This window comes from Enterobacter sp. Acro-832 (genome assembly GCF_011752745.1).
Classification (GTDB): domain Bacteria; phylum Pseudomonadota; class Gammaproteobacteria; order Enterobacterales; family Enterobacteriaceae; genus Enterobacter; species Enterobacter quasiroggenkampii.
In genome coordinates this window covers 181,048-200,760 of the sequence record NZ_VWWX01000001.1, presented here as the reverse complement: position 1 = coordinate 200,760, position 19,713 = coordinate 181,048, and the positions used below count along the sequence as shown (strand labels likewise).

Below are 19,713 nucleotides of genomic sequence, written 5' to 3'. Positions count from 1 at the left end.
GACGATGATGATTGAATGGATTATCCGGCGGTCAGTGGCTAATCGTTTCCTGGTTATGATGGGGGCGCTGTTTCTCAGCGTCTGGGGAACATGGACCATCATCAATACGCCGGTCGATGCGTTGCCCGATCTGTCTGACGTTCAGGTGATTATCAAAACCAGCTATCCCGGCCAGGCCCCGCAGATTGTTGAAAACCAGGTGACCTATCCACTCACCACCACCATGCTGTCGGTTCCCGGCGCGAAGACCGTGCGCGGCTTTTCGCAGTTTGGTGATTCGTATGTCTATGTCATTTTTGAAGATGGCACCGATTTGTACTGGGCCCGTTCGCGCGTGCTGGAGTACCTGAACCAGGTTCAGGGCAAACTCCCTGATGGCGTGAGTTCCGAGATCGGCCCGGATGCCACCGGCGTGGGCTGGATATTTGAATATGCGCTGGTGGATCGCAGCGGAAAACACGATCTCGCCGAGCTGCGCTCATTGCAGGACTGGTTCCTGAAGTTTGAGCTGAAAACGATCCCGAACGTGGCCGAGGTGGCCTCCGTCGGCGGCGTGGTGAAGCAGTATCAGATTCAGGTTGACCCGTTAAAGCTGGCACAGTATGGCGTCAGCCTGCCGGAGGTTAAGCAGGCCCTTGAGTCGTCTAACCAGGAAGCAGGGGGATCGTCCGTAGAAATCGCGGAAGCGGAATATATGGTTCGGGCCAGCGGCTATCTGCAGACCATCGATGATTTCAATCACATTGTCCTGAAAACCGGCGAGAACGGCGTACCGATCTATCTGCGTGACGTTGCCCGCGTACAAACAGGGCCGGAAATGCGCCGCGGTATTGCCGAGCTGAACGGGCAGGGTGAAGTGGCGGGCGGCGTGGTGATCCTGCGTTCGGGTAAAAATGCGCGCGAGGTCATCACGGCGGTGAAAGATAAGCTGGAGACGCTGAAGGCCAGCCTGCCGGAAGGCGTTGAGATTGTGACCACCTACGATCGCAGCCAGCTCATCGACCGGGCCATTGATAACCTGAGCGGCAAGCTTCTTGAAGAGTTTATTGTGGTGGCCATCGTCTGCGCGCTGTTCCTCTGGCACATTCGCTCAGCGCTGGTGGCGATTATTTCTCTGCCGCTTGGCCTGTGTATTGCCTTCATCGTCATGCATTTCCAGGGGCTGAACGCCAATATTATGTCGCTCGGAGGTATTGCCATTGCCGTCGGCGCAATGGTGGATGCCGCCATCGTGATGATTGAAAATGCGCATAAACGGCTGGAAGAGTGGGATCACCAGCATCCGGGGGAACAGATTGACAACGCCACCCGCTGGCAGGTGATCACCAGTGCCTCCGTTGAAGTGGGGCCAGCCCTGTTTATCAGCCTGCTGATCATCACCTTGTCGTTCATTCCCATCTTTACCCTCGAGGGTCAGGAAGGGCGGCTGTTTGGTCCGCTGGCCTTCACGAAAACGTATGCGATGGCGGGGGCGGCCGCGCTGGCCATCATCGTGATCCCCATTCTGATGGGATTCTGGATCCGGGGTAACATCCCTGCCGAGACCCGTAACCCGCTGAACAGACTGTTGATTAACGCCTATCATCCGCTTCTGATTCGGGTGCTCCACTGGCCTAAAACAACCCTGCTGGTTGCGGCATTATCCATCTTCACGGTGATCTGGCCCCTGAGCCAGGTGGGTGGCGAGTTTTTACCGAAGATCAACGAAGGCGATCTGCTGTATATGCCCTCGACATTACCAGGCGTGTCTCCGGCAGAAGCGGCGGCGCTCCTGCAGACCACGGACAAACTCATCAAAACCGTGCCTGAGGTGGCATCGGTGTTCGGTAAAACCGGTAAAGCCGAAACGGCAACGGATTCCGCGCCGCTCGAAATGGTCGAAACCACCATTCAGCTTAAGCCAGAGGATCAGTGGCGACCCGGCATGACGATTGACAAGATCGTTGACGAGCTCGATAAGACCGTTCGTTTGCCTGGCCTGGCGAATCTCTGGGTTCCGCCCATCCGCAACCGCATCGATATGCTTTCAACCGGGATTAAAAGCCCCATTGGTATCAAGGTGTCAGGTACCGTTCTGGCTGATATCGACGCCACGGCGCAGCGCATAGAGGCCGTCGCCAAAACGGTGCCAGGCGTGGTGTCTGCCCTCGCTGAACGTCTGGAAGGCGGGCGCTACATTGATGTCGATATCAACCGGGAGAAAGCCTCCCGCTATGGAATGACGGTGGGCGACGTGCAGCTGTTCGTCTCCTCGGCCATCGGCGGCGCGACGGTGGGGGAAACGGTGGAAGGCGTGGCCCGCTACCCGATTAATATTCGTTATCCTCAGGACTACCGGAACAGCCCGAACGCGTTGAGGCAGATGCCGATCCTGACGCCGATGAAACAGCAGATCACGCTGGGTGATGTGGCGGATATCAACGTGGTTTCCGGCCCCACGATGCTAAAAACGGAGAATGCCCGACCTGCGAGCTGGATTTATATCGATGCCCGTGGCAGGGATATGGTGTCCGTAGTGAACGACATTAAAACGGCCATCGGTCAGAACGTAAAGCTGAGGCCGGGTACCAGCGTGTCATTCTCCGGACAGTTTGAACTGCTTGAACACGCCAACAAGAAACTGAAGCTGATGGTGCCGATGACGGTGATGATCATTTTCATTCTGCTCTATCTGGCGTTCCGTCGCGTGGACGAAGCGTTGCTGATCCTGATGAGCCTGCCGTTCGCGCTGGTCGGCGGGATATGGTTCCTCTACTGGCAGGGTTTTCATATGTCAGTTGCAACCGGCACCGGGTTTATCGCCCTGGCCGGGGTGGCGGCAGAATTTGGGGTGGTCATGCTGATGTATTTGCGTCATGCCGTTGAAGCACATCCGGCGTTGTCCCGCCAGGAAACGTTCACCGAACAGGGGCTTGATGAGGCGCTTTATCATGGTGCCGTGCTGCGCGTGCGGCCAAAGGCAATGACCGTCGCGGTGATCATCGCGGGTCTGCTGCCCATTCTCTGGGGGACCGGCGCAGGGTCAGAAGTCATGAGCCGGATAGCGGCGCCCATGATCGGCGGGATGATTACGGCACCGCTACTATCGCTGTTTATTATTCCTGCGGCGTATAAGTTAATTTGGTTGCGCAGACATAAAAAACCATAAAAAAACCCGCCGGTAGCGGCGGGTTTTTACGTGATGAATGCTTAGCGCGCCTTGCTGATCAGTTTGCGCCAGGCTCTGTTATGCAGAGTAAATAGCAGCATCTTATAGAAAGCGGTAGAGAAGATGCAGCTGCCGCTAAGCCCCAGCATGACAGTACTCACCATCGCAGCGGTCAGACTGACGCCCGGAGCAGCGCTACCGCTCAGCGCGGCCAGCAGATAGGCTGCCGTTAATACCAGACTCATCACCGCCAGCGTAAGATGTAACCGCACGGCGCGCATGCTGCCTTTGCCAATCATAAACATCGTCACGCCGTTGACGCTTGCGAACAGGAGGGCGATCAGCACAACCCACACGAATACGCGTTCGGCTGGCTGGCCGAGTGCGGCGAGTACACCATAGCCCAACCACAGCTGAGGAATCGCGAAGCTGACAATTACCCCGAGAGTACTGATTGCCGCCGGAATACCCATGGTGTGTAGACCCACAGGTTTGCCCATTTCTTCAGCCAACTGAGTCTTTAGCTGTTGCAGCTGTGTCGGGGAGGTATTGCTTATGCTGGTAGCCACCTCGTTACAGTGTTGCAGGCGACGGGTTAAAACTTTAAACATTTGAATACTCAGCGTTCAGTTAGGTAAAAATGAGACGATGACCCATCGTTCAGTACGGCGACGCTATTTCACAACCCCAGCGGCCTGGCCTCCTGGATGAACTCTATCAGAAGGCGAAGCCCGGTCGGCAGTTGCCGGCGGCTTGAATAATAGATATAAAAACCTTCCTCCAGCGGGGACCATTCCGTCAGCACCAGGCGGAGCCGACCATCCTTCACATAGGGTGCAACAAGAGGCTCCGGAAAATACATCAGACCGGCCCCGCCCAGTACGGCCACAAGGCCCGTTTCAGCTTGATTGACGGTCATTGAGCCAGGCACACTAATTTGGTACGTTTCACCATCTCGCTCAAGTTCCCAGCGATAAATCCGATCGTCGCCGAGACGATTGCTTATACAGCGATGGTGTAATAAATCATCAGGATGTTCAGGCGTTCCGTAGCGTTCAAGGTAGTCGGGGGATGCTGCGATAACCCAGCGAATATCGGCAGATAAACGCCGGGCAACCATGTCTTCCGGAACGGTGCCACCATAGCGGATACCGGCATCGAAGCCCGCATCAGTGACGTCAACCATACGGTTGCTGGCCACAATATCGATTTCAATATCGGGATAGCGATCCATAAACGCGGGCATAACTGGCGCAAGCAAAAGATTGGCCGCTTCAACGGCAGCATTGATGCGGATACGTCCGGTAGGGGTATTACGATACCGGTTAAGCGATTCAAGCGCGCCTTCTATCTTGTCGAAAGGCTGAAGGACAGACTGAACCAGTTCTTCACCTGCAGCCGTAGGGGTAACGCTCTTGGTCGTGCGATTAAGCAGGCGAACCCCGAGCCGGGTTTCCAGTCCCTTCAGGGCATGACTAAGCGCTGATGCACTGACACCTAATTCAATCGCCGCACGGCTGAAACTGCGATGACGTGCAATAGCCATGAAATAAATGAGATCGGCGACATCCGCTCTGCTTATTTGCATACAGAATAATTTTCCTTGTGCGTTAAGGCCTGAATGCGTTGATACGGAAATGATATACACCATAGACCGATTAGGGCTAATCCATTGCTGAATTTATTTCACAAGTCCATCCACTCATGTCCTCTCACTGGACACGTTGTGCTTCGTTATTCTTGAAAATTATGCGCTCTGGCCGTCGGTCAGGGCGGAACATTCACCTAACGGAGCCGTGTATGAACTATACGCATCTTGGCCGCACCGGCCTGAAAGTCAGCCGCCTTTGTCTCGGAACCATGAATTTTGGTGACGTCACCGACGAGAAAACCAGCGCCCGCATTCTGGATGAAGCGCTTGAGGCGGGTATAAATTTCATTGATACAGCAGACGTGTATGGCACTGAACAATCACCCGATATCCAGCAAGGCTCGGGGCTGTCCGAAGAGATTATTGGACGCTGGCTCCAGCAGGGTGGCCGGCGAGACCGTATCGTTCTGGCGACGAAAGTCTATCAGCCTATGGGACCAGGTCCGAACGATCGCCGGCTTTCTGCGTATCATATTCGCAAGGCCTGCGAGGACAGTTTGCGACGGCTTAAGACCGACCATATTGACGTCTATCAGATGCATCACATCGATCGCCATACGCCATGGGAAGAGATCTGGCAGGCCATGGAACTCCTTGTTCAGCAGGGAAAAGTGCTTTATATCGGTAGCAGCAATTTCGCGGGCTGGGACATTGCGACTGCGCAGTCAGTTGCTACGGCCCGTCATTTCCTTGGCCTGGTTGCTGAGCAAAGTCTCTACAATCTAACTGCCCGAACTGTTGAGCTGGAGGTCATTCCCGCATGCCGCCATTTTGGCATGGGATTGATCCCCTGGAGTCCACTTGCCGGAGGGTTGCTTGGCGGCGCATTGAAAAAGATGGCAAGCGGGCGCCGTGCAAGGCCCGCGTTTGCCCGTCTAATTGAACAACACCGTCCTCAGTTGGAAGCCTACGAAGGATTATGTGAGGACCTCGGCGAAACCCCTTCCGATGTTGCGCTTGCGTGGCTCCTGCAGAATCCTGTCGTTACTGCTCCACTTATCGGGCCTCGTACGGTCGAACAACTCAAGCAGGCGGTTCACGCAACGACAATCACGCTATCAGACGACACCATGAGCTGTCTCGACGAAATCTGGCCCGGACCCGGGGGAGAAGCGCCCCAGGCTTATGCCTGGTAATTACCGTATGTAGGGTGGTCGCGCAGACCCGTTAACCGAGAGTCAGTTTGATAAAAGTTAAACCTTTACTGGGGGACCCGGCAACGCCGGGCCAGGGTAGGGCATTAACAGTCCTGTATTGCTGAAGGCGGCGTGAGTGAAGGTGGCGTATCCGGAAGTGGGGGGATGATCCCGTCGACGGGGTGCGGCAGATAGTGTGCCTCGAGTTCCGTGATTTCTGCATCGCTAAGTGAAAAGTCCAGCGCGCTGATAGCCGTGGAAAGATGTTCTGGTTTCGTCGCGCCGATGATCGGTGCTGTGATGACCGTTTTTGATAGCAACCAGGCAATTGCAACATGGGCTCTTGGCACATCGTGCTTTTCAGCAATTCTTGCAACAACATCAACAACGGGCTTATCCAGCAGGGCTGCGTTCTCATACATTTTTAACGCAAAGGCATCGTTTTGCGTTCGTCGGGACGTGACACTCCAGTCGCGCGTGAGCCTGCCGCGTGCCATCGGACTCCAGGGGATCACAACAACGCCCTGGTCTTCACACAGGGGCAGCATCTCGCGCTCTTCTTCCCGGTAAAGCAGGTTGTATTGCGGTTGCATCGTAATAAATCGGGACCAGCCTTTACGCTCTGCAGTATGCTGCATTTTTGCAAAGCGCCAGGCTTCCATAGATGATGCGCCGATGTAACGTACTTTTCCTGATTTAACGAGGTCATGCAGAGCCTCCATGGTCTCTTCAACAGGCGTGGAGTGGTCAAAGCGGTGAATTTGAAAGAGATCCACATAATCCATACCTAAGCGCATCAGGCTATCGTCAATAGACTGAAAAATGGCCTTGCGGGAAAGAAACCCGGTATTGGGTGAGTTGCGCCATGGAAAGAAGGTCTTTGTCGCCACAACGATCTCGTCGCGTCTGGCCATTTCTCTCAGCGCTTTTCCTGTTATCTCTTCAGAACTTCCGCCCGAGTAGATATTTGCGGTATCAAAAAAATTAATGCCAGCTTCAAGCGCATGACGAATGAGCGGACGTGACGCTTTTTCATCCAGGGACCAGGGTTGAGGCAAACGTTCGGGGTCACCATAGCTCATACAACCGAGACAAAGACGGGAGACTTTCAAACCGCTACGACCCAGATTCACATACTTCATTCGGTGTTCCTTCTTTTATTACCAGCAATTCTGTATGCGACAGGTTATTGCACTGGTATGAAGGGGACCAGCATGTGCTATCGAATGGTGCTGTGAGTTTTTCTCACAAATGGTTTGTTATCGACGGTGGATTTTATCGAGAAGGGAGGACACCAATGTCCTGATTTCTGCTGCTGCATGACAGCACCATGGAGAATAGACCTATGAAGTCAATTTAACTTATATTGTTCTAAAATCAAGTTCATAGACAATAGTGCGTATAATTGATTGATGTTTATGGTTTTTTTGTCAGTAAAAATGTTTACGTCACAAATTAACTTCATGAACCAACCCCAAACAACAGCTTTTGAGGCTGTTTTAGTGCTATTTGGTCGTTTTAATTTATGTGCATGTTGCGATAGCTGCAGAGAGTTCAACCAATGTAAAGCGTTGCGGTGTACCGTTGAACTCACAAGACAATGCTGCAGCACTTTTCTATGGTTTCCGGGTTTGTATAAAACCGCCCGTAGGATGAACTCGAATTATTGATGTGCATCAATAAACTGACGTTTTGTTATCTACAAATTTTATGTTCTCAAAGCATTATTTCGATTGCATTACCGACCGGAATTAATGCTTTTATTAAAATCATAATACCATTCAATAAAATTCAATGCATTTTTAGGTCTGGAATAATAAAAGCCTTGAGTATAATTGACCTGCTGACTTTTAAGCCAATCAGCTTGGTAGTCATCGCTAACGCCTTCGGCAATAGCGTCAATGCCCAGTTTTTTGCAGAGACTAATAATGCATTCCAAAATATCAGTGTCCATATTTTCTAATCTGACGCAATCTATAAACATTTTATCAATTTTGAGATAGTCGACCGGTAGGGTTTGAAGCAGTCCCAGCGAACTGTATCCCGTTCCAAAATCATCTATAGCCACATAGCATCCCTTATGACGAAGTGCATTCAGCCTTTGATATACTAATTCTGTTTTCTGTACTGCACTGTGTTCAGTAATTTCAAGAACCAACTTAAATGAATCATCAAGTGTCTCGAAAAAATTAATAATATCAGTAGTGAATTTTTCATCAATCAAGTGCGCACCAGAAATGTTCACTCCTAAATGAAAGGGTGCTGATATTTCCCATTCTTTAAGATCATCTGCAATGAGACTGAAAAGATGCTGAGTCAACTGTATGATAATACCTTCTTTCTCTGCTTCAGGAATGAAAATCGAAGGAGGTACGGACTTGCCGTCAACACGGCGCCACCGTATTAAGGCCTCTGCTCCGCAGCAAGATCCAGAATTTGTCTCAAATACGGGTTGATAATGAACATAAAACTCTCCATTTCTTATTCCTTTAAGTATTTCATGCTTTATGGAGCTTTTATATAAATGCCTGCTTCGTAACAATTTTATGGCAGTTAGCAACAAATATATAGCTGATATAATGATAATATTTAAGAAAATAATTTGGCCAGTTTCATTAATCATAGTCTCGACTTCTATTTTAAAGTGTCCAGAAACAGTTTGCCAAATCAAACTTTATAAGGATATGAGACCCCATAACATGCTTTGTATGAAAAAGACGACATACAGGGCAGGTAAAGTTAAACCATTCGACCGAAAATGCAGTTTTTACCTCCGTCAACTGCGTATCATGTCGACACATTTAGGCTGAAAGTACGCTCACATCTGTTGTCTCCCACTTATGATATGCGTCACGCTTGTCCCAGCGATACGTAAACGCCTACTTTTCCTTATGGCATCGGATTGCTACCTGTAGGATGTAGTCAGGCGACTTGTAGTCCATGGACTACATTTTTTGAAAATAGTACAGCCAGTCTGATTGTGCTTAAACTACAATTGGTTAATATCATTTTACCAAACTTCGCGATCTGACTTCGGGACGGCTATGGCTAACATTTTAATTATTGACGATCATCCAGTAGCACGTCTGGCTGTTCGCATGCTTTTGGAAAAAGACGGGTATAACATCGTTGCAGAAGCCGGGGAGGGATATGAAGCTCTGCGGCTAATCAGAGAGTTAAAACCCGATATGATTGTTGTTGATCTCGATATGCCGGGATTGGGCGGTATTGAGCTCATCGGAAAACTCAGGGCGAACGATTACAGCGGGGGTATCCTCGTTCTTACTGCCCGCGATGATGAACATTACCTTAGTCGTTGCATGAGTACGGGAGCAGATGGTTTTATTGGTAAAAAAAATAATTTGGAGGAGCTTGGTGATGCCGTTCGGGCCGTGCTTCGAGGTTATGGTTATTTCCCTCTGAATCGTAAGGACTCCGGACAAACCAGGCTTCCGACTGCTGAAGTCGCGATTATCAAATCACTCTCTAATCGAGAGCTACAGGTTCTTCAAAACATCGCACGTGGTGACAAAGTTATAGAGATTGCTGAAAAAATGCATATTAGCAATAAAACGGTAAGCACCTATAAAACCCGAATTCTTTCTAAGCTTGAGCTGAATACGACCCTTGAACTTATTGATTTCGCTCGCCGACATAATCTGGACTAAATAGTGAAACCTTTTATCTTTTTAGCAATTGCCTTAATTGCTTCTTTTGGCGCGAATGCTGCTGGAACGGATACCGTTCAGCCGCTTCAAATGCTAAGCAGAGAAACCTACGATCCTCGTGCGTTTAATCTCAGTGATGAAGACTGGCGTTGGCTTGGTAAAAAAAGAGTGCTTACGGTGGCAGTATGGCGACCCGAGATTCCGCCTCTGGATATGTTTACTCAGGACGGTAAGTTTGAAGGTATGACCGCAGACTATCTGATGCTGGTCTCGAGCTATCTTGGTGTGAAAGTTGAAGTAAAGGACTTCCCAAGCCGTGAAAGTGCCTTAAATGCGCTCCGTAATCGCTATGTTGATCTGATGGTGGACTCCTCCGGTAAAACCCCACCTTTTAGCGGTGAACTCAGCTATACCGAGCGTTTTATCCCCGATCATCCCGTCTTAGTTCACCAGAAGATCTCTTCAGGGAAAAACTTCACCTATCAACCCGGCATGAGACTGGCGATTGCAAAATGGTATGTGGATGACGAATGGATTAATGAAAATTTCCCTGGCGTCAGGATTATGCATTTTGATACTGATGAGCAGGCACTTGCATCAGTTGCATTTAATAAAAATGATTTTTTCATCGGTAATCTGGTAACAACGTCATACTTACTCGATCGAAACTTCACCAATTACCTGGAATTTCAGGGGGTATATCCTGAACGAGATACAGGAAGCCGCTTTGTTGTAAGGCGTGAAGATGAGATTCTGTTAAGAACGCTGAACGAAGGCCTCAATGCAATTCCTCTGGCACAGTCAAAAGTCATTATGCAGCAATGGAGTGAGGGCTCGGATATATGGAGTCTGGGTAACTCCGTTATTTTTAATGAGCGGGAACGCAAATGGATCGATCGTCATCGCGCGGTAAAAGTTTCAGTAAACGCGTTTTATGCGCCTTTTACAATGACGGATGCTAACGGCAATTTTTATGGCGTTACTGCTGATATTTTGAAGTTGATTAGTCAACGCACCGGTATCGAGTTTATCCCTGTGCCTGCAAAATCATTGAAGGCGATGCAGCAGCAATTAGATCAGGGTGAAGCGTTATTCATCGGCGCGTTGAGCCATAGCGATAAACGCAATGATGCATTCTTTTTTACCCGCCCTTATTTTAAATCTCCTTTCGTTACTGTCACGCGGGAGGGGGAGACCGAAAACCTCGAGGAAAAAACCGATCTTCGTGTCGCCCTTGTAAAAGATAACCCACTTGCGGAAAAATTTACGGCAGAACATCCAGCTACTCAGTTGATAGAGACACCGAATGCGAGTGTCGCGATGCAAAACGTTGTTGAAGGTAACGCTGACGTTGCCGTTCATACCCTATATGGCGCAAGCTATATGATTAACCGTTATTTTCAGGGTAAGTTAAAGATAGCGGAAAGCATTGATGCTCCGGATGGTGAAATCAGCTTTGCGGTTGCGCGTAATCAGCCTGAGCTGCTCAGGATACTGAATAAAGCCCTTGAGAGTATTTCTCCTTCTGACATCAGCGACATAATTAAAAAATGGCAGATTCGTCCAGATGTTCGACTGAACACATGGGAGCTCTACCGGACGCAATTCTGGCTCGTGTCAGGCGTCGCGGGGATCATTGTATTAACCTCACTTTTGTGGGTCTATTATATGCGCAAGGAGATTTCCGCCAGGAAAAAAGCGCAAACAGGGCTACAGGATCAGTTACGATTTAATGAAACACTTATCAATACGTTGCCACTCCCTGTCTATGTTACCGATCTTGATGGCAACCTGCGCTTGTGCAATCCCTCTTTCGAGGCGTTTTTCTCTGGCTCCAGTCACGCGCTATTACAAAAAGGATTGTACGAAGAGCAGCATCCAATGCATGCACTGTGGCTCAACGTCACGCAAAACATAACTGAATCGGGTGATACCATGCATCCTTACATCGGCTATGAGCAAGTCTTTGACGGTGAGAAAAACAGAAGTGTCCTCCATTACGCGGTGACATTTACTGATGGGTTGGGTCTCCCGGGCGGCTTTATATGTACGTGGATGGATATGACCGAACAGGAAGAGCTGAATGGCGCGCTGAAAGACGCGCGTGAGAGAGCTGAACAGGCGAACCGTGCAAAAAGCACATTCCTGGCCACGATGAGCCATGAAATTCGGACCCCGGTCAGTGCGATTATTGGTCTCCTCGAGTTAGCTGTAAAAACAACCCAAACAGAAGCGGATAAAGAGGACACAATCAGAGTCGCATGGGAATCAGCGAAAAACCTTATGGGTCTTATTGGTGATATTCTGGATATGGCTCGTATTGAGTCCGGTCGGCTGGAGCTGGCACCTGAATGGGTCAGAACAAGCGACTTGCTACCTCCAATTGTTCGCGTCTTTGAGGGACTTGCCAGACAAAAAAACCTCCAGCTCAAAAGCATGTTGCCCGGTGTTATGCCATATGAAGTTTTTCTCGACCCATTACGCTTCAGGCAGGTTTTATCCAACCTGGTCAGCAACGCCATAAAATTCACTGAGCAGGGCCATGTTGAGGTGGATCTGGACATCAATTACAGCAGAAACGACGGAAATATCATATTGAGCGTCAGCGTAAGCGATACCGGAAAAGGGATTTCTAAGGAAGAGCAGGCAGATATTTTTGACCCCTGGGTCCAGGCCCGCGCAGGACGAACGCAAAGTGGATCAGGTCTTGGGCTGGCAATCTGCTTGCAGCTTGTAAGAATGATGGGGGGCGATATCAGGATGAAAAGTGAGCTGGGCAAAGGCACAACGGTTACTTTCGAGATCCCTGCTGATAGTCATATGGAACGCAGAGAGCCAGATACCCAAATTGAACCAGAGAATAATGCTCCTCACAGGACATTGCGTATTCTTGCAGTCGACGATCACCCAGCGAACAGAATGCTGTTAAAACATCAGCTTTTACATCTTGGCCATCAGGTTACTGAGGCAAAAGAGGGCAATGAGGCTTGGGAACTATGGCAAGCTCAGGAATTTGATGCGATTATCACCGATTGTAGTATGCCGGGTATGGACGGTTTAGCACTAACGAAACATATCCGTCAGCATCAGACCAGGCATGTTACTATTCTTGGGCTCACGGCTAATGCCTGGCCGGAAGAGCGCAATAAGTGTCTACATGCCGGAATGGATGATTGTCTCTTTAAGCCGCTTCAGCTTCCTCAACTCCAGGCGATTTTAAATACTGTCGCCGACCGGTTAGGGAGTGAATCTGATTGTTCAGTTCAGTTAAGTGATTTACTCAGCTTAAGTGATTTATCTGTTTTGACTCATAATGATAACGGAATGTTATCAGAACTCTTGTCTGTGACTCTTAAAAGTAACCAGGAGGATCTCCTTTTAGCGGAGGATTTATACCAGCTAGAGGACTGGCCTGAGCTCGCTAAGTGTATCCACAGAATTTCAGGCGCAGCACAAATTATCGGCGCTCGCAGTGCCGAGAAGCACTGCAGAAGTTTAGAAACGCTATGTTTGGATGTTACGCCGAACCTCCATCAATTAACAATGACATGGCAGAGTGTAGAAAGAGAAGTTAAACAACTTAACAGCTGCATTGAACATTGGTTAGAAAACCATAAGTAAGGTAGGGGGCCAGGCCCCCTTTTACTAGAATGAATAATAACCGAGTTCTTCCATGACCTTTTTAAACTCTAGCATGTTATTGCATCCATATTTTCTCATGATTGAACACTTATAGTAGCTGATGGTTTTTTCATTAAGGTTTGTTGCACTACTGATCCTTTTAAGAGGATTTCCTGTCGCAATATATTTCAATACCTGTATTTCTCTTTTTGTCAATGCTGCACGTTCATTACCTATGATGTTTGATGGGGTTGTCTTATGGGTTTGTGAAAATTTAAGCATGCAATATTCAAAAAAACTTCTCGCCGACACAACTGAAATTTCCTTGTTAAACTTACATAACGTATTATACGTCACCTTATTAATTCGTGTAGCAATCAGCAATACTTTGGCAGAAGGGTGATGTTCTTTTATATTCTCCAGCGCCTGGAGCATCTCCTCCAGTGTGAAGGTTAAACCATGCATATCGACAATGAAAAGAGATATTTTTATCTCAGAAGAAGAGACGTCAGTACAGTTTGCAGGTGAACGTTGTATGTCTGTTACGACAGGTTTCAAAAGCTGTGTTATTCCGTTGTAAAAAACAAGATCGTTGGTATAGACGCTGATCATTTCTGAACTCCAAAAATCACAGAATAGAGTTAGAAATAAAAGAATGAAATCAGATTGCACGTCGAATTGTGTAGTCAAAATTCTACATAACTTACCGGATGCTGGCGTACTGTCCTACTTTTTCGTTTTTGTTGAGGAAAAGGACTACAAAACAGGAGGTCGTAGACTACAGGTTTACCGCCTCCATCTGAATGATCCAGATTAGTACTGCTGGCACTATAAGTGTCATCCCGAGAATGAATCGCGGGATAATTATTCTGAGTATTGCCGTATTAATGATGGCATGCAGGGATAAAAAAGAAGGTATCTCTTAAGAGATATATCGCTATGTGGCAGTTAAACTTTTATCTGGAAAAAAATATGAAAACCAACATCCTGGCCTTCGCAATTGTTAGCTCACTGTTCGTAGCATCATCTCACGCAACTGATGGTACGATTAACTTCAACGGTAATATCACCGATGATACCTGTGATATATCAACTGCCTCAAAAACACAGACTGTAACGCTGGGCACCATCGGTAGTAATTCATTTACTGCACCAGGTACCACTTCAGCTGCTACCGGTTTTAGCGTTGTGCTGAGCAGTTGCCCGACTACGCACAGTAATATTTCGGTGAAATTTGACGGAACGCCTGACGGCGGTAATCCGTCGGTTCTGGCACTTACTGATACACCAACAAAAGCAACGGGCGTGGGTATTCAGTTGCGCGATGCAGATGGATCCGTTCTGCCACTCTTTACCGATTCGAAACCTGTTGCGATTAATTCAGGAAACGCGACGCTTAACTTCAGTGCGGCATATATCTCTACAGCCAGTACAGTCACTCCTGGCGATGCAAACTCCACGGCCAACTTCACCGTAGTCTACAACTGATTATTCGGGTACTGCTGCGCAACATCAATGTGCAGCAGTATCCTCATTATCTTAATCACGAGAACATCATGAAAAAATTAACCCTGTCATTGCTACTGGCTGCAGTAGCATTTTCATCTCTGGAAGCACTTGCGGGCGTCCAGATTGGCGGAACGCGTATTATTTATAACGAAAAAGAGAAAGAAGCCTCAATACAGTTACGTAATCCAGATGATAAAGCGTTTCTGGTTCAGTCCTGGACGGAGACAGAGACAGGTACGCCAGATAAAACATTTGCAGTCACTCCACCATTATTTCGTCTGGATGCACATCAAAACAATTCATTGCGTATTTTATTTCGTGGCTCACCGCTGCAGTCCGACAGAGAGATGCTTTTTTGGTTAAATGTAAAAGCGATACCTTCAACAACCCCATCGGATGGAGAAAATCAGCTGCAGTTAGCCGTTAAGACGCGGATCAAATTGATTTATAGACCGGAAAAGCTGAATAAGAGTAGCCCGGAAGATTTCGCCTCCCAGCTTAAATGGCAAAAATCAGGCAACAGCCTGACTGTGAATAACGACAGTGCTTTTTACATGAATTTTGCTTCAGTAGCGTTGAACGGTGTCCAACTTAACAACGTGACATATGTTGCCCCTAAATCCAGTAAAACATTCCCCCTCGGGCCAGTATCCGCAGGTGGAAAAATCGAATGGAAAGTTTTTAACGATTTCGGCGTGCCCGGACAGGTTTTCAGTGCCAGCTACTAAATAACAGGTCTTAAAATAATGATGAAAAGTATGCCACCACAAAAATTTAAGCTCAATTATGGGCGTGTTGCTCTTATGCTGGTCTTGACACCTTTTATGTCCGGTGCGTACGGTTCTGATTATTTTAACCCAGCTTTGCTTGAGCGCGTAAGTGATAACGGAGACACCCCTGACTTAACCCAATTTGAAAGCGGTAGTCAGGCAGAGGGTGAGTACTATGTCGATATTTTCGTAAACGACAGTTATGTTGATACGTCATCAATTGCTTTTAAACAAATCAGACTAAACGGTAAAACGGAACTGTCCCCATGCCTGACAGTTGAAATGTTGAAACGATACGGTGTACGTACTGACTCCTTTAGCAATCTGGAAACCGCTCAGAGTAGCTGTGTCGACCTGAGAGAGATTCCAGAAGCGACGGCTGCACTTGATTTCAAGGCACAGGCCTTAAAGATCAGCGTACCGCAGGCATCCCTTGTCAGCGCGGTTCGTGGTTATGTGGCCCCTGATAAATGGGACGACGGGCTTACCGCGGCAATTATCAATTACAGTGTGACATCGAGCCACACCTATACCGAAAATGAAGATGGTGGCGCTTCACAATATTTAAGCCTTCGTCCTGGAGTGAACCTTGGGGCATGGCGTCTGCGTAACTATTCAAACTATGTACGGGATACCCACGGTGCGGGTCGTTGGGACAGTGCCTATACCTACGCGCAGAGGGGCATTTCGTCAGTAAAAGGGCAGCTGACGCTGGGCGATAGCAGTACGCCTGGCGAGATTTTTGATAGCGTATCGATCAGAGGCGTACAGCTGGCTTCTGATGACGAAATGCTCCCTGAAAGCCTTCGCGGATATGCTCCTGTCGTTCGAGGCATAGCACGAGGCGACAATGCTGAAGTGACAATCCGGCAAAACGGTTTTGTCATTTATCAGGCGTTTATGCCAGCCGGGCCGTTTGAGATTAAAGACCTCTATCCAACTGGTGGAAGCGGGGATTTAAGCGTAACGATAAAAGAAAGTGACGGGAGTGAACAGTACCAGATTGTTCCTTTTGCTTCTCTGCCTATTCTCCAACGAGCGGGTAATTTGAGGTATGCCTTTAGCGTAGGTCACTATCGTAGCTATGAAAATAGCGCTGAAGATGCTCCAGTTTGGCAGAGCACCTTAATCTATGGTCTGCCTGCAGGTTTCACACTTTATGGTGGAGTACAGGTCGCCAGTAATTACCGTTCGTCATCTTTGGGCGTTGGAAAAAACCTGGGTAATTTAGGCGCGTTTTCTACGGATATTACTCATTCTGCAAATTCAAGAAATGCTGGGAAGGTATCAAAAGGTCAGTCTGTTCGTGCCAGATATAGCAAGAGCATGGCAACCACCGGTACAAATATCGCTATTGCAGGTTATCGTTATTCGACATCTGATTTTTATACACTCAATGACGCCTTTGAATTGCGAAATGATAGTAATGATTTTTACTATCAGGAACGCAGACGTAACAGGGCGGAGCTGACGTTAACGCAGAACCTCGGTAATAGCGCAGGTTATTTATCCGCATCAATAGTGCGTCAGGATTACTGGGGAAATAACAGAAAAACCGACTCATGGAGTGTGGGTTATTCGAATAGTTTCAAGGGTGTTGGCTACAGCCTGAATTACTCACTGAATAAGGATGTGAATAATTCCAGGCAGCAGACTTCTGACCGGATCTTCGCCTTTACGCTGAGTATGCCATTGAGTCTCTTTTCTAAAACAACGTATGCGGGCTATAGCTTCAGTAATAACCGTACTGGCGGGACGAATCAGAACGTATCGTTAAGCGGTACTGCCCTGGAAGGCGATAGCCTCAGCTGGTCCGTAGCAGAAGGTTACGGCAGTAAAGGGCAGGGAAATACCGGTTACAGCCGGGCTAACTACAAGGGCACCTATGGTGAGTTGAATGGAGCTTATAGCTACAGCGCTCAGGGGAAAATATTAAATTATGGGGCACAAGGCACTCTTCTCATCCATGAAGACGGAATAACAGCTGGCCAGAGTGGGGGAGAAACGCTTGCACTGATTAAAGTCCCCGGCGCCACAGGCCTGAGGGTAAATAACCAGCAGGGTGTAAAAACGGATTCCCGCGGATATGCGCTCGTTCCGTTTGTGAGTCCATTCAGGAATAACGAGCTGGCGTTAAGTACGGAAAGTATGCCGGATGATGTGGATGTGGAGGTAACAAGTCGCAACGTCGTTCCAACGCGCGGCGCTGTGGTAAGAGCAACCTTCAGTGCCAAAGTGGGCCAGCGTGCGCTGGTGACGCTCAAAAGACCTGACGGTAAGTTTGTTCCGTTTGGTGCCACGGTAAGCTACGGGTCTGAAAGTGACGAGGCCGCAATTGTTGGCGATCAGGGGCAAGTCTATCTGAGTGGTTTAACGAATATAAATACGCTGTACGTCAAGTGGGGTAATGAATTATCCAGACAATGTGCGGCTAAATTTGAATTGCCTGATATTAAAAAATCACTGATTGACATAGCCGCAGTGTGTAGATAAACGAACGGAATAGTGAAAATGAATCGAGTAAATAAAAACATTTTAAAGTTAGCCCTGGCGTCGGTACTCACACTGTTGAGCTTTAACAGTTTTGCACTTGTGAATTGTCGTTTTGTTGGATCTAATGCCGAGGGTTCTGAGACCGTCAGCTTCGGCGACATTATTGTTCAGCGAGATGCCCCAGTAGGAACCGTGCTGGGAACAATTAATCTCTTCCAGCGTTATCTCAGCCGGGGAAATATTGCGGACTGCCCCCGTACGGGTGGATATCTGGCCTCGATAGACGTCGGTAGCGAGTTCAGTCGGGTGACCTTCAATGGGCAGGAGTTGTTTGAAACCGGCGTGCCGGGCATCGCCATCAGAGTTAAGGCTATCAATACCAACAAGATGCCTAGAACTACCGGTGCATGGTGTGTCCTGGCTGCTACCACCATCAGATGGTGCGCTTCTACTTCTTGGGGCAATGCCAGCAACGGCTATAATTTAATTGAACTGGTGAAAATCGGAAAAACCGCCAGTGGCGTGATAAAACCAGGTGAGATTATGATCAGAGGTTTTACTAATGGTGAGGGACGCGTATTCACCACGAATTTAACCTCCTCGAAAATTACCACCGTGGCGTGTTCAGTCGTTAATAGCAACATTCAGGTCAACATGAACCCCGCCAGCGCGACAGATTTTCGTAAAAACAGCGGTGTAGCGGGTAAAACGGATTTCAAGATTGACCTTGATTGTGATGCATCGACTAACGTCAATGTCACAATCGATCCCGGCTCGGCAGGAGCTGAAAACAGCGCGAATGGAATACTGAAGCTCGATAATGCCGGAGGACAGACAGCAAGCGGGATTGGTCTTCAGATATTGTCTCAGGGAGTCCCAGTACAGTTTGGCCAGATGAAACGTATCGGGACGACCAACGCGGAAGGGGCATTTTCGGTGCCTTTACAGGCGCAATATATTCAGACAGCTGCAGATATCACCGCAGGGAAAGCAAATGCGAGTGCCACATTTACAATGACATATCAGTAAATATCTGGCTCGTGATGGTATCTATTTCAAAACTACTATAACGGGAGGGGTATCTAAAACACTAATTTTTATGTCGCGACAAAATGAATTCTCCGAGTGAATATTAAGCATAATCTCTTAACAAGTACTTTTAATTTATATTAGGAAGCTTATGAATAAGGCAATTATTGTTTTAGCTATCGCGTTAACGCTTTCAGGGTGTTCAACCTTGAAAACCGATCAAGCCATCCCTTTGTTACAGGCTGAAACCGCTAAAATGCTGGGACTAGGCTCATCTGACGAAATTACAGTCACGAATGTTAATGGCAGTCAGCCCGATATGTTAGGTAGCCAAAAACTGACCTATCGGGCCACCACGGAAAAGGGGCGTATTTTTGACTGCCAGTCACAAATGATGCCGGGCATCCTGGGAGCCGCGCCCGCGTTGAGTGCACCATCATGCACACCGATAGTGACGCACAAATAGTTGAAGACAACATCAGGCAGGGGGGAACTGCCTGAATAAAAAGAAGGAAGGTCGTTTTATAAAAATGTACCTCTCATAAGCATTTTCTTACGGTCCGCATTGTTGGCCTAAAAGTACCGTTTTTCGTTCTCCCAGTGACTCCTGCCTTTTGCGCGGATAAGAAATAATTCTTCCTGAACACTACACAGAGGGAGTTCTTGCTATGAAAACGATTTTCCATAC

General features: G+C 48.2%; 14 protein-coding genes. 9 read left to right on the top strand and 5 right to left on the bottom strand.

The window, feature by feature from the left end:
* The first annotated feature begins 7 nt into the window (after positions 1 to 7).
* On the top strand, positions 8 to 3,148 hold the full coding sequence (gene silA / locus F3J31_RS00910) for a Cu(+)/Ag(+) efflux RND transporter permease subunit SilA (RefSeq protein ID WP_167212010.1): 3,141 nt from the start codon (positions 8 to 10) through the stop codon (positions 3,146 to 3,148).
* A 41-nt stretch (positions 3,149 to 3,189) separates the two neighbouring features.
* Here silA and F3J31_RS00905 read toward each other — a convergent pair whose 3' ends face one another.
* Together F3J31_RS00905 and F3J31_RS00900 are read right to left on the bottom strand one after the other, a co-directional pair.
* A complete protein-coding gene (locus tag F3J31_RS00905) occupies positions 3,190 to 3,759 on the bottom strand; it encodes a hypothetical protein (RefSeq protein WP_167210699.1) in 570 nt (189 codons plus the stop codon).
* A 68-nt stretch (positions 3,760 to 3,827) separates the two neighbouring features.
* Complete coding sequence (locus F3J31_RS00900; protein WP_167210696.1) at positions 3,828 to 4,736, bottom strand: LysR family transcriptional regulator; 909 nt, start codon at positions 4,734 to 4,736, stop codon at positions 3,828 to 3,830.
* A 212-nt stretch (positions 4,737 to 4,948) separates the two neighbouring features.
* On the opposite strand from F3J31_RS00900, the gene F3J31_RS00895 reads away from it, so the two are divergent.
* Positions 4,949 to 5,935, top strand: a complete 987-nt coding sequence (locus tag F3J31_RS00895) for an aldo/keto reductase (protein ID WP_167210694.1) — start codon at positions 4,949 to 4,951, stop codon at positions 5,933 to 5,935.
* A gap of 104 nt (positions 5,936 to 6,039) precedes the next feature.
* Here the strand turns inward: F3J31_RS00895 and F3J31_RS00890 are convergent, their stop codons facing one another.
* Both F3J31_RS00890 and F3J31_RS00885 read right to left on the bottom strand, forming a co-directional pair.
* Positions 6,040 to 7,077, bottom strand: coding sequence for an aldo/keto reductase (locus tag F3J31_RS00890; RefSeq protein WP_167210691.1), 1,038 nt, complete (start codon positions 7,075 to 7,077; stop codon positions 6,040 to 6,042).
* Positions 7,078 to 7,673: 596 nt separating this feature from the next.
* Positions 7,674 to 8,558 (bottom strand): EAL domain-containing protein, encoded by an 885-nt coding sequence (locus F3J31_RS00885; protein WP_167210687.1) that lies wholly within the window; start codon positions 8,556 to 8,558, stop codon positions 7,674 to 7,676.
* Between the two features lie 421 nt (positions 8,559 to 8,979).
* Between F3J31_RS00885 and F3J31_RS00880 the strand changes: the two genes are divergently transcribed.
* Positions 8,980 to 9,603: a response regulator transcription factor gene (locus F3J31_RS00880; protein ID WP_165556741.1), complete on the top strand. Its 624-nt coding sequence runs from the start codon at positions 8,980 to 8,982 to the stop codon at positions 9,601 to 9,603.
* A gap of 3 nt (positions 9,604 to 9,606) precedes the next feature.
* Positions 9,607 to 13,224 carry a transporter substrate-binding domain-containing protein gene (locus F3J31_RS00875; protein WP_167210684.1) on the top strand — a complete coding sequence of 1,206 codons (3,618 nt, stop codon included), beginning with the start codon at positions 9,607 to 9,609 and terminating at the stop codon, positions 13,222 to 13,224.
* A 24-nt stretch (positions 13,225 to 13,248) separates the two neighbouring features.
* Here F3J31_RS00875 and F3J31_RS00870 read toward each other — a convergent pair whose 3' ends face one another.
* Entirely contained in the window at positions 13,249 to 13,836 is a 588-nt protein-coding gene (locus tag F3J31_RS00870) for a LuxR C-terminal-related transcriptional regulator (protein WP_167210681.1), read from the bottom strand.
* Positions 13,837 to 14,196: 360 nt separating this feature from the next.
* Between F3J31_RS00870 and F3J31_RS00865 the strand changes: the two genes are divergently transcribed.
* The 5 genes from F3J31_RS00865 (at position 14,197) to F3J31_RS00845 (ending at position 19,491) form a co-directional block, all read left to right on the top strand.
* Positions 14,197 to 14,712, top strand: coding sequence for a fimbrial protein (locus F3J31_RS00865; protein ID WP_167210678.1), 516 nt, complete (start codon positions 14,197 to 14,199; stop codon positions 14,710 to 14,712).
* Positions 14,713 to 14,780: 68 nt separating this feature from the next.
* Entirely contained in the window at positions 14,781 to 15,461 is a 681-nt protein-coding gene (locus tag F3J31_RS00860; RefSeq protein ID WP_167210675.1) for a molecular chaperone, read from the top strand.
* Between the two features lie 18 nt (positions 15,462 to 15,479).
* Positions 15,480 to 17,996: a fimbria/pilus outer membrane usher protein gene (locus F3J31_RS00855; protein ID WP_167210672.1), complete on the top strand. Its 2,517-nt coding sequence runs from the start codon at positions 15,480 to 15,482 to the stop codon at positions 17,994 to 17,996.
* An 18-nt stretch (positions 17,997 to 18,014) separates the two neighbouring features.
* Entirely contained in the window at positions 18,015 to 19,025 is a 1,011-nt protein-coding gene (locus F3J31_RS00850; protein WP_167210669.1) for a fimbrial protein, read from the top strand.
* Positions 19,026 to 19,176: 151 nt separating this feature from the next.
* Positions 19,177 to 19,491, top strand: a complete 315-nt coding sequence (locus F3J31_RS00845; RefSeq protein WP_165556748.1) for a hypothetical protein — start codon at positions 19,177 to 19,179, stop codon at positions 19,489 to 19,491.
* The last annotated feature ends 222 nt before the right edge of the window (positions 19,492 to 19,713 follow it).

Bases quoted from the DNA above. Each gene is read 5' to 3' on its own strand.
- F3J31_RS00860 (WP_167210675.1), top strand. From the start codon at position 14,781: ATGAAAAAATTAACCCTGTCATTGCTACTGGCTGCAGTAGCATTTTCA.
- F3J31_RS00870 (WP_167210681.1), bottom strand. From the start codon at position 13,836: ATGATCAGCGTCTATACCAACGATCTTGTTTTTTACAACGGAATAACA.
- F3J31_RS00865 (WP_167210678.1), top strand. From the start codon at position 14,197: ATGAAAACCAACATCCTGGCCTTCGCAATTGTTAGCTCACTGTTCGTA.
- F3J31_RS00905 (WP_167210699.1), bottom strand. From the start codon at position 3,759: ATGTTTAAAGTTTTAACCCGTCGCCTGCAACACTGTAACGAGGTGGCT.
- F3J31_RS00885 (WP_167210687.1), bottom strand. From the start codon at position 8,558: ATGATTAATGAAACTGGCCAAATTATTTTCTTAAATATTATCATTATA.
- F3J31_RS00855 (WP_167210672.1), top strand. From the start codon at position 15,480: ATGATGAAAAGTATGCCACCACAAAAATTTAAGCTCAATTATGGGCGT.
- F3J31_RS00895 (WP_167210694.1), top strand. From the start codon at position 4,949: ATGAACTATACGCATCTTGGCCGCACCGGCCTGAAAGTCAGCCGCCTT.
- F3J31_RS00900 (WP_167210696.1), bottom strand. From the start codon at position 4,736: ATGCAAATAAGCAGAGCGGATGTCGCCGATCTCATTTATTTCATGGCT.
- silA (WP_167212010.1), top strand. From the start codon at position 8: ATGATTGAATGGATTATCCGGCGGTCAGTGGCTAATCGTTTCCTGGTT.
- F3J31_RS00845 (WP_165556748.1), top strand. From the start codon at position 19,177: ATGAATAAGGCAATTATTGTTTTAGCTATCGCGTTAACGCTTTCAGGG.
- F3J31_RS00850 (WP_167210669.1), top strand. From the start codon at position 18,015: ATGAATCGAGTAAATAAAAACATTTTAAAGTTAGCCCTGGCGTCGGTA.
- F3J31_RS00890 (WP_167210691.1), bottom strand. From the start codon at position 7,077: ATGAAGTATGTGAATCTGGGTCGTAGCGGTTTGAAAGTCTCCCGTCTT.
- F3J31_RS00880 (WP_165556741.1), top strand. From the start codon at position 8,980: ATGGCTAACATTTTAATTATTGACGATCATCCAGTAGCACGTCTGGCT.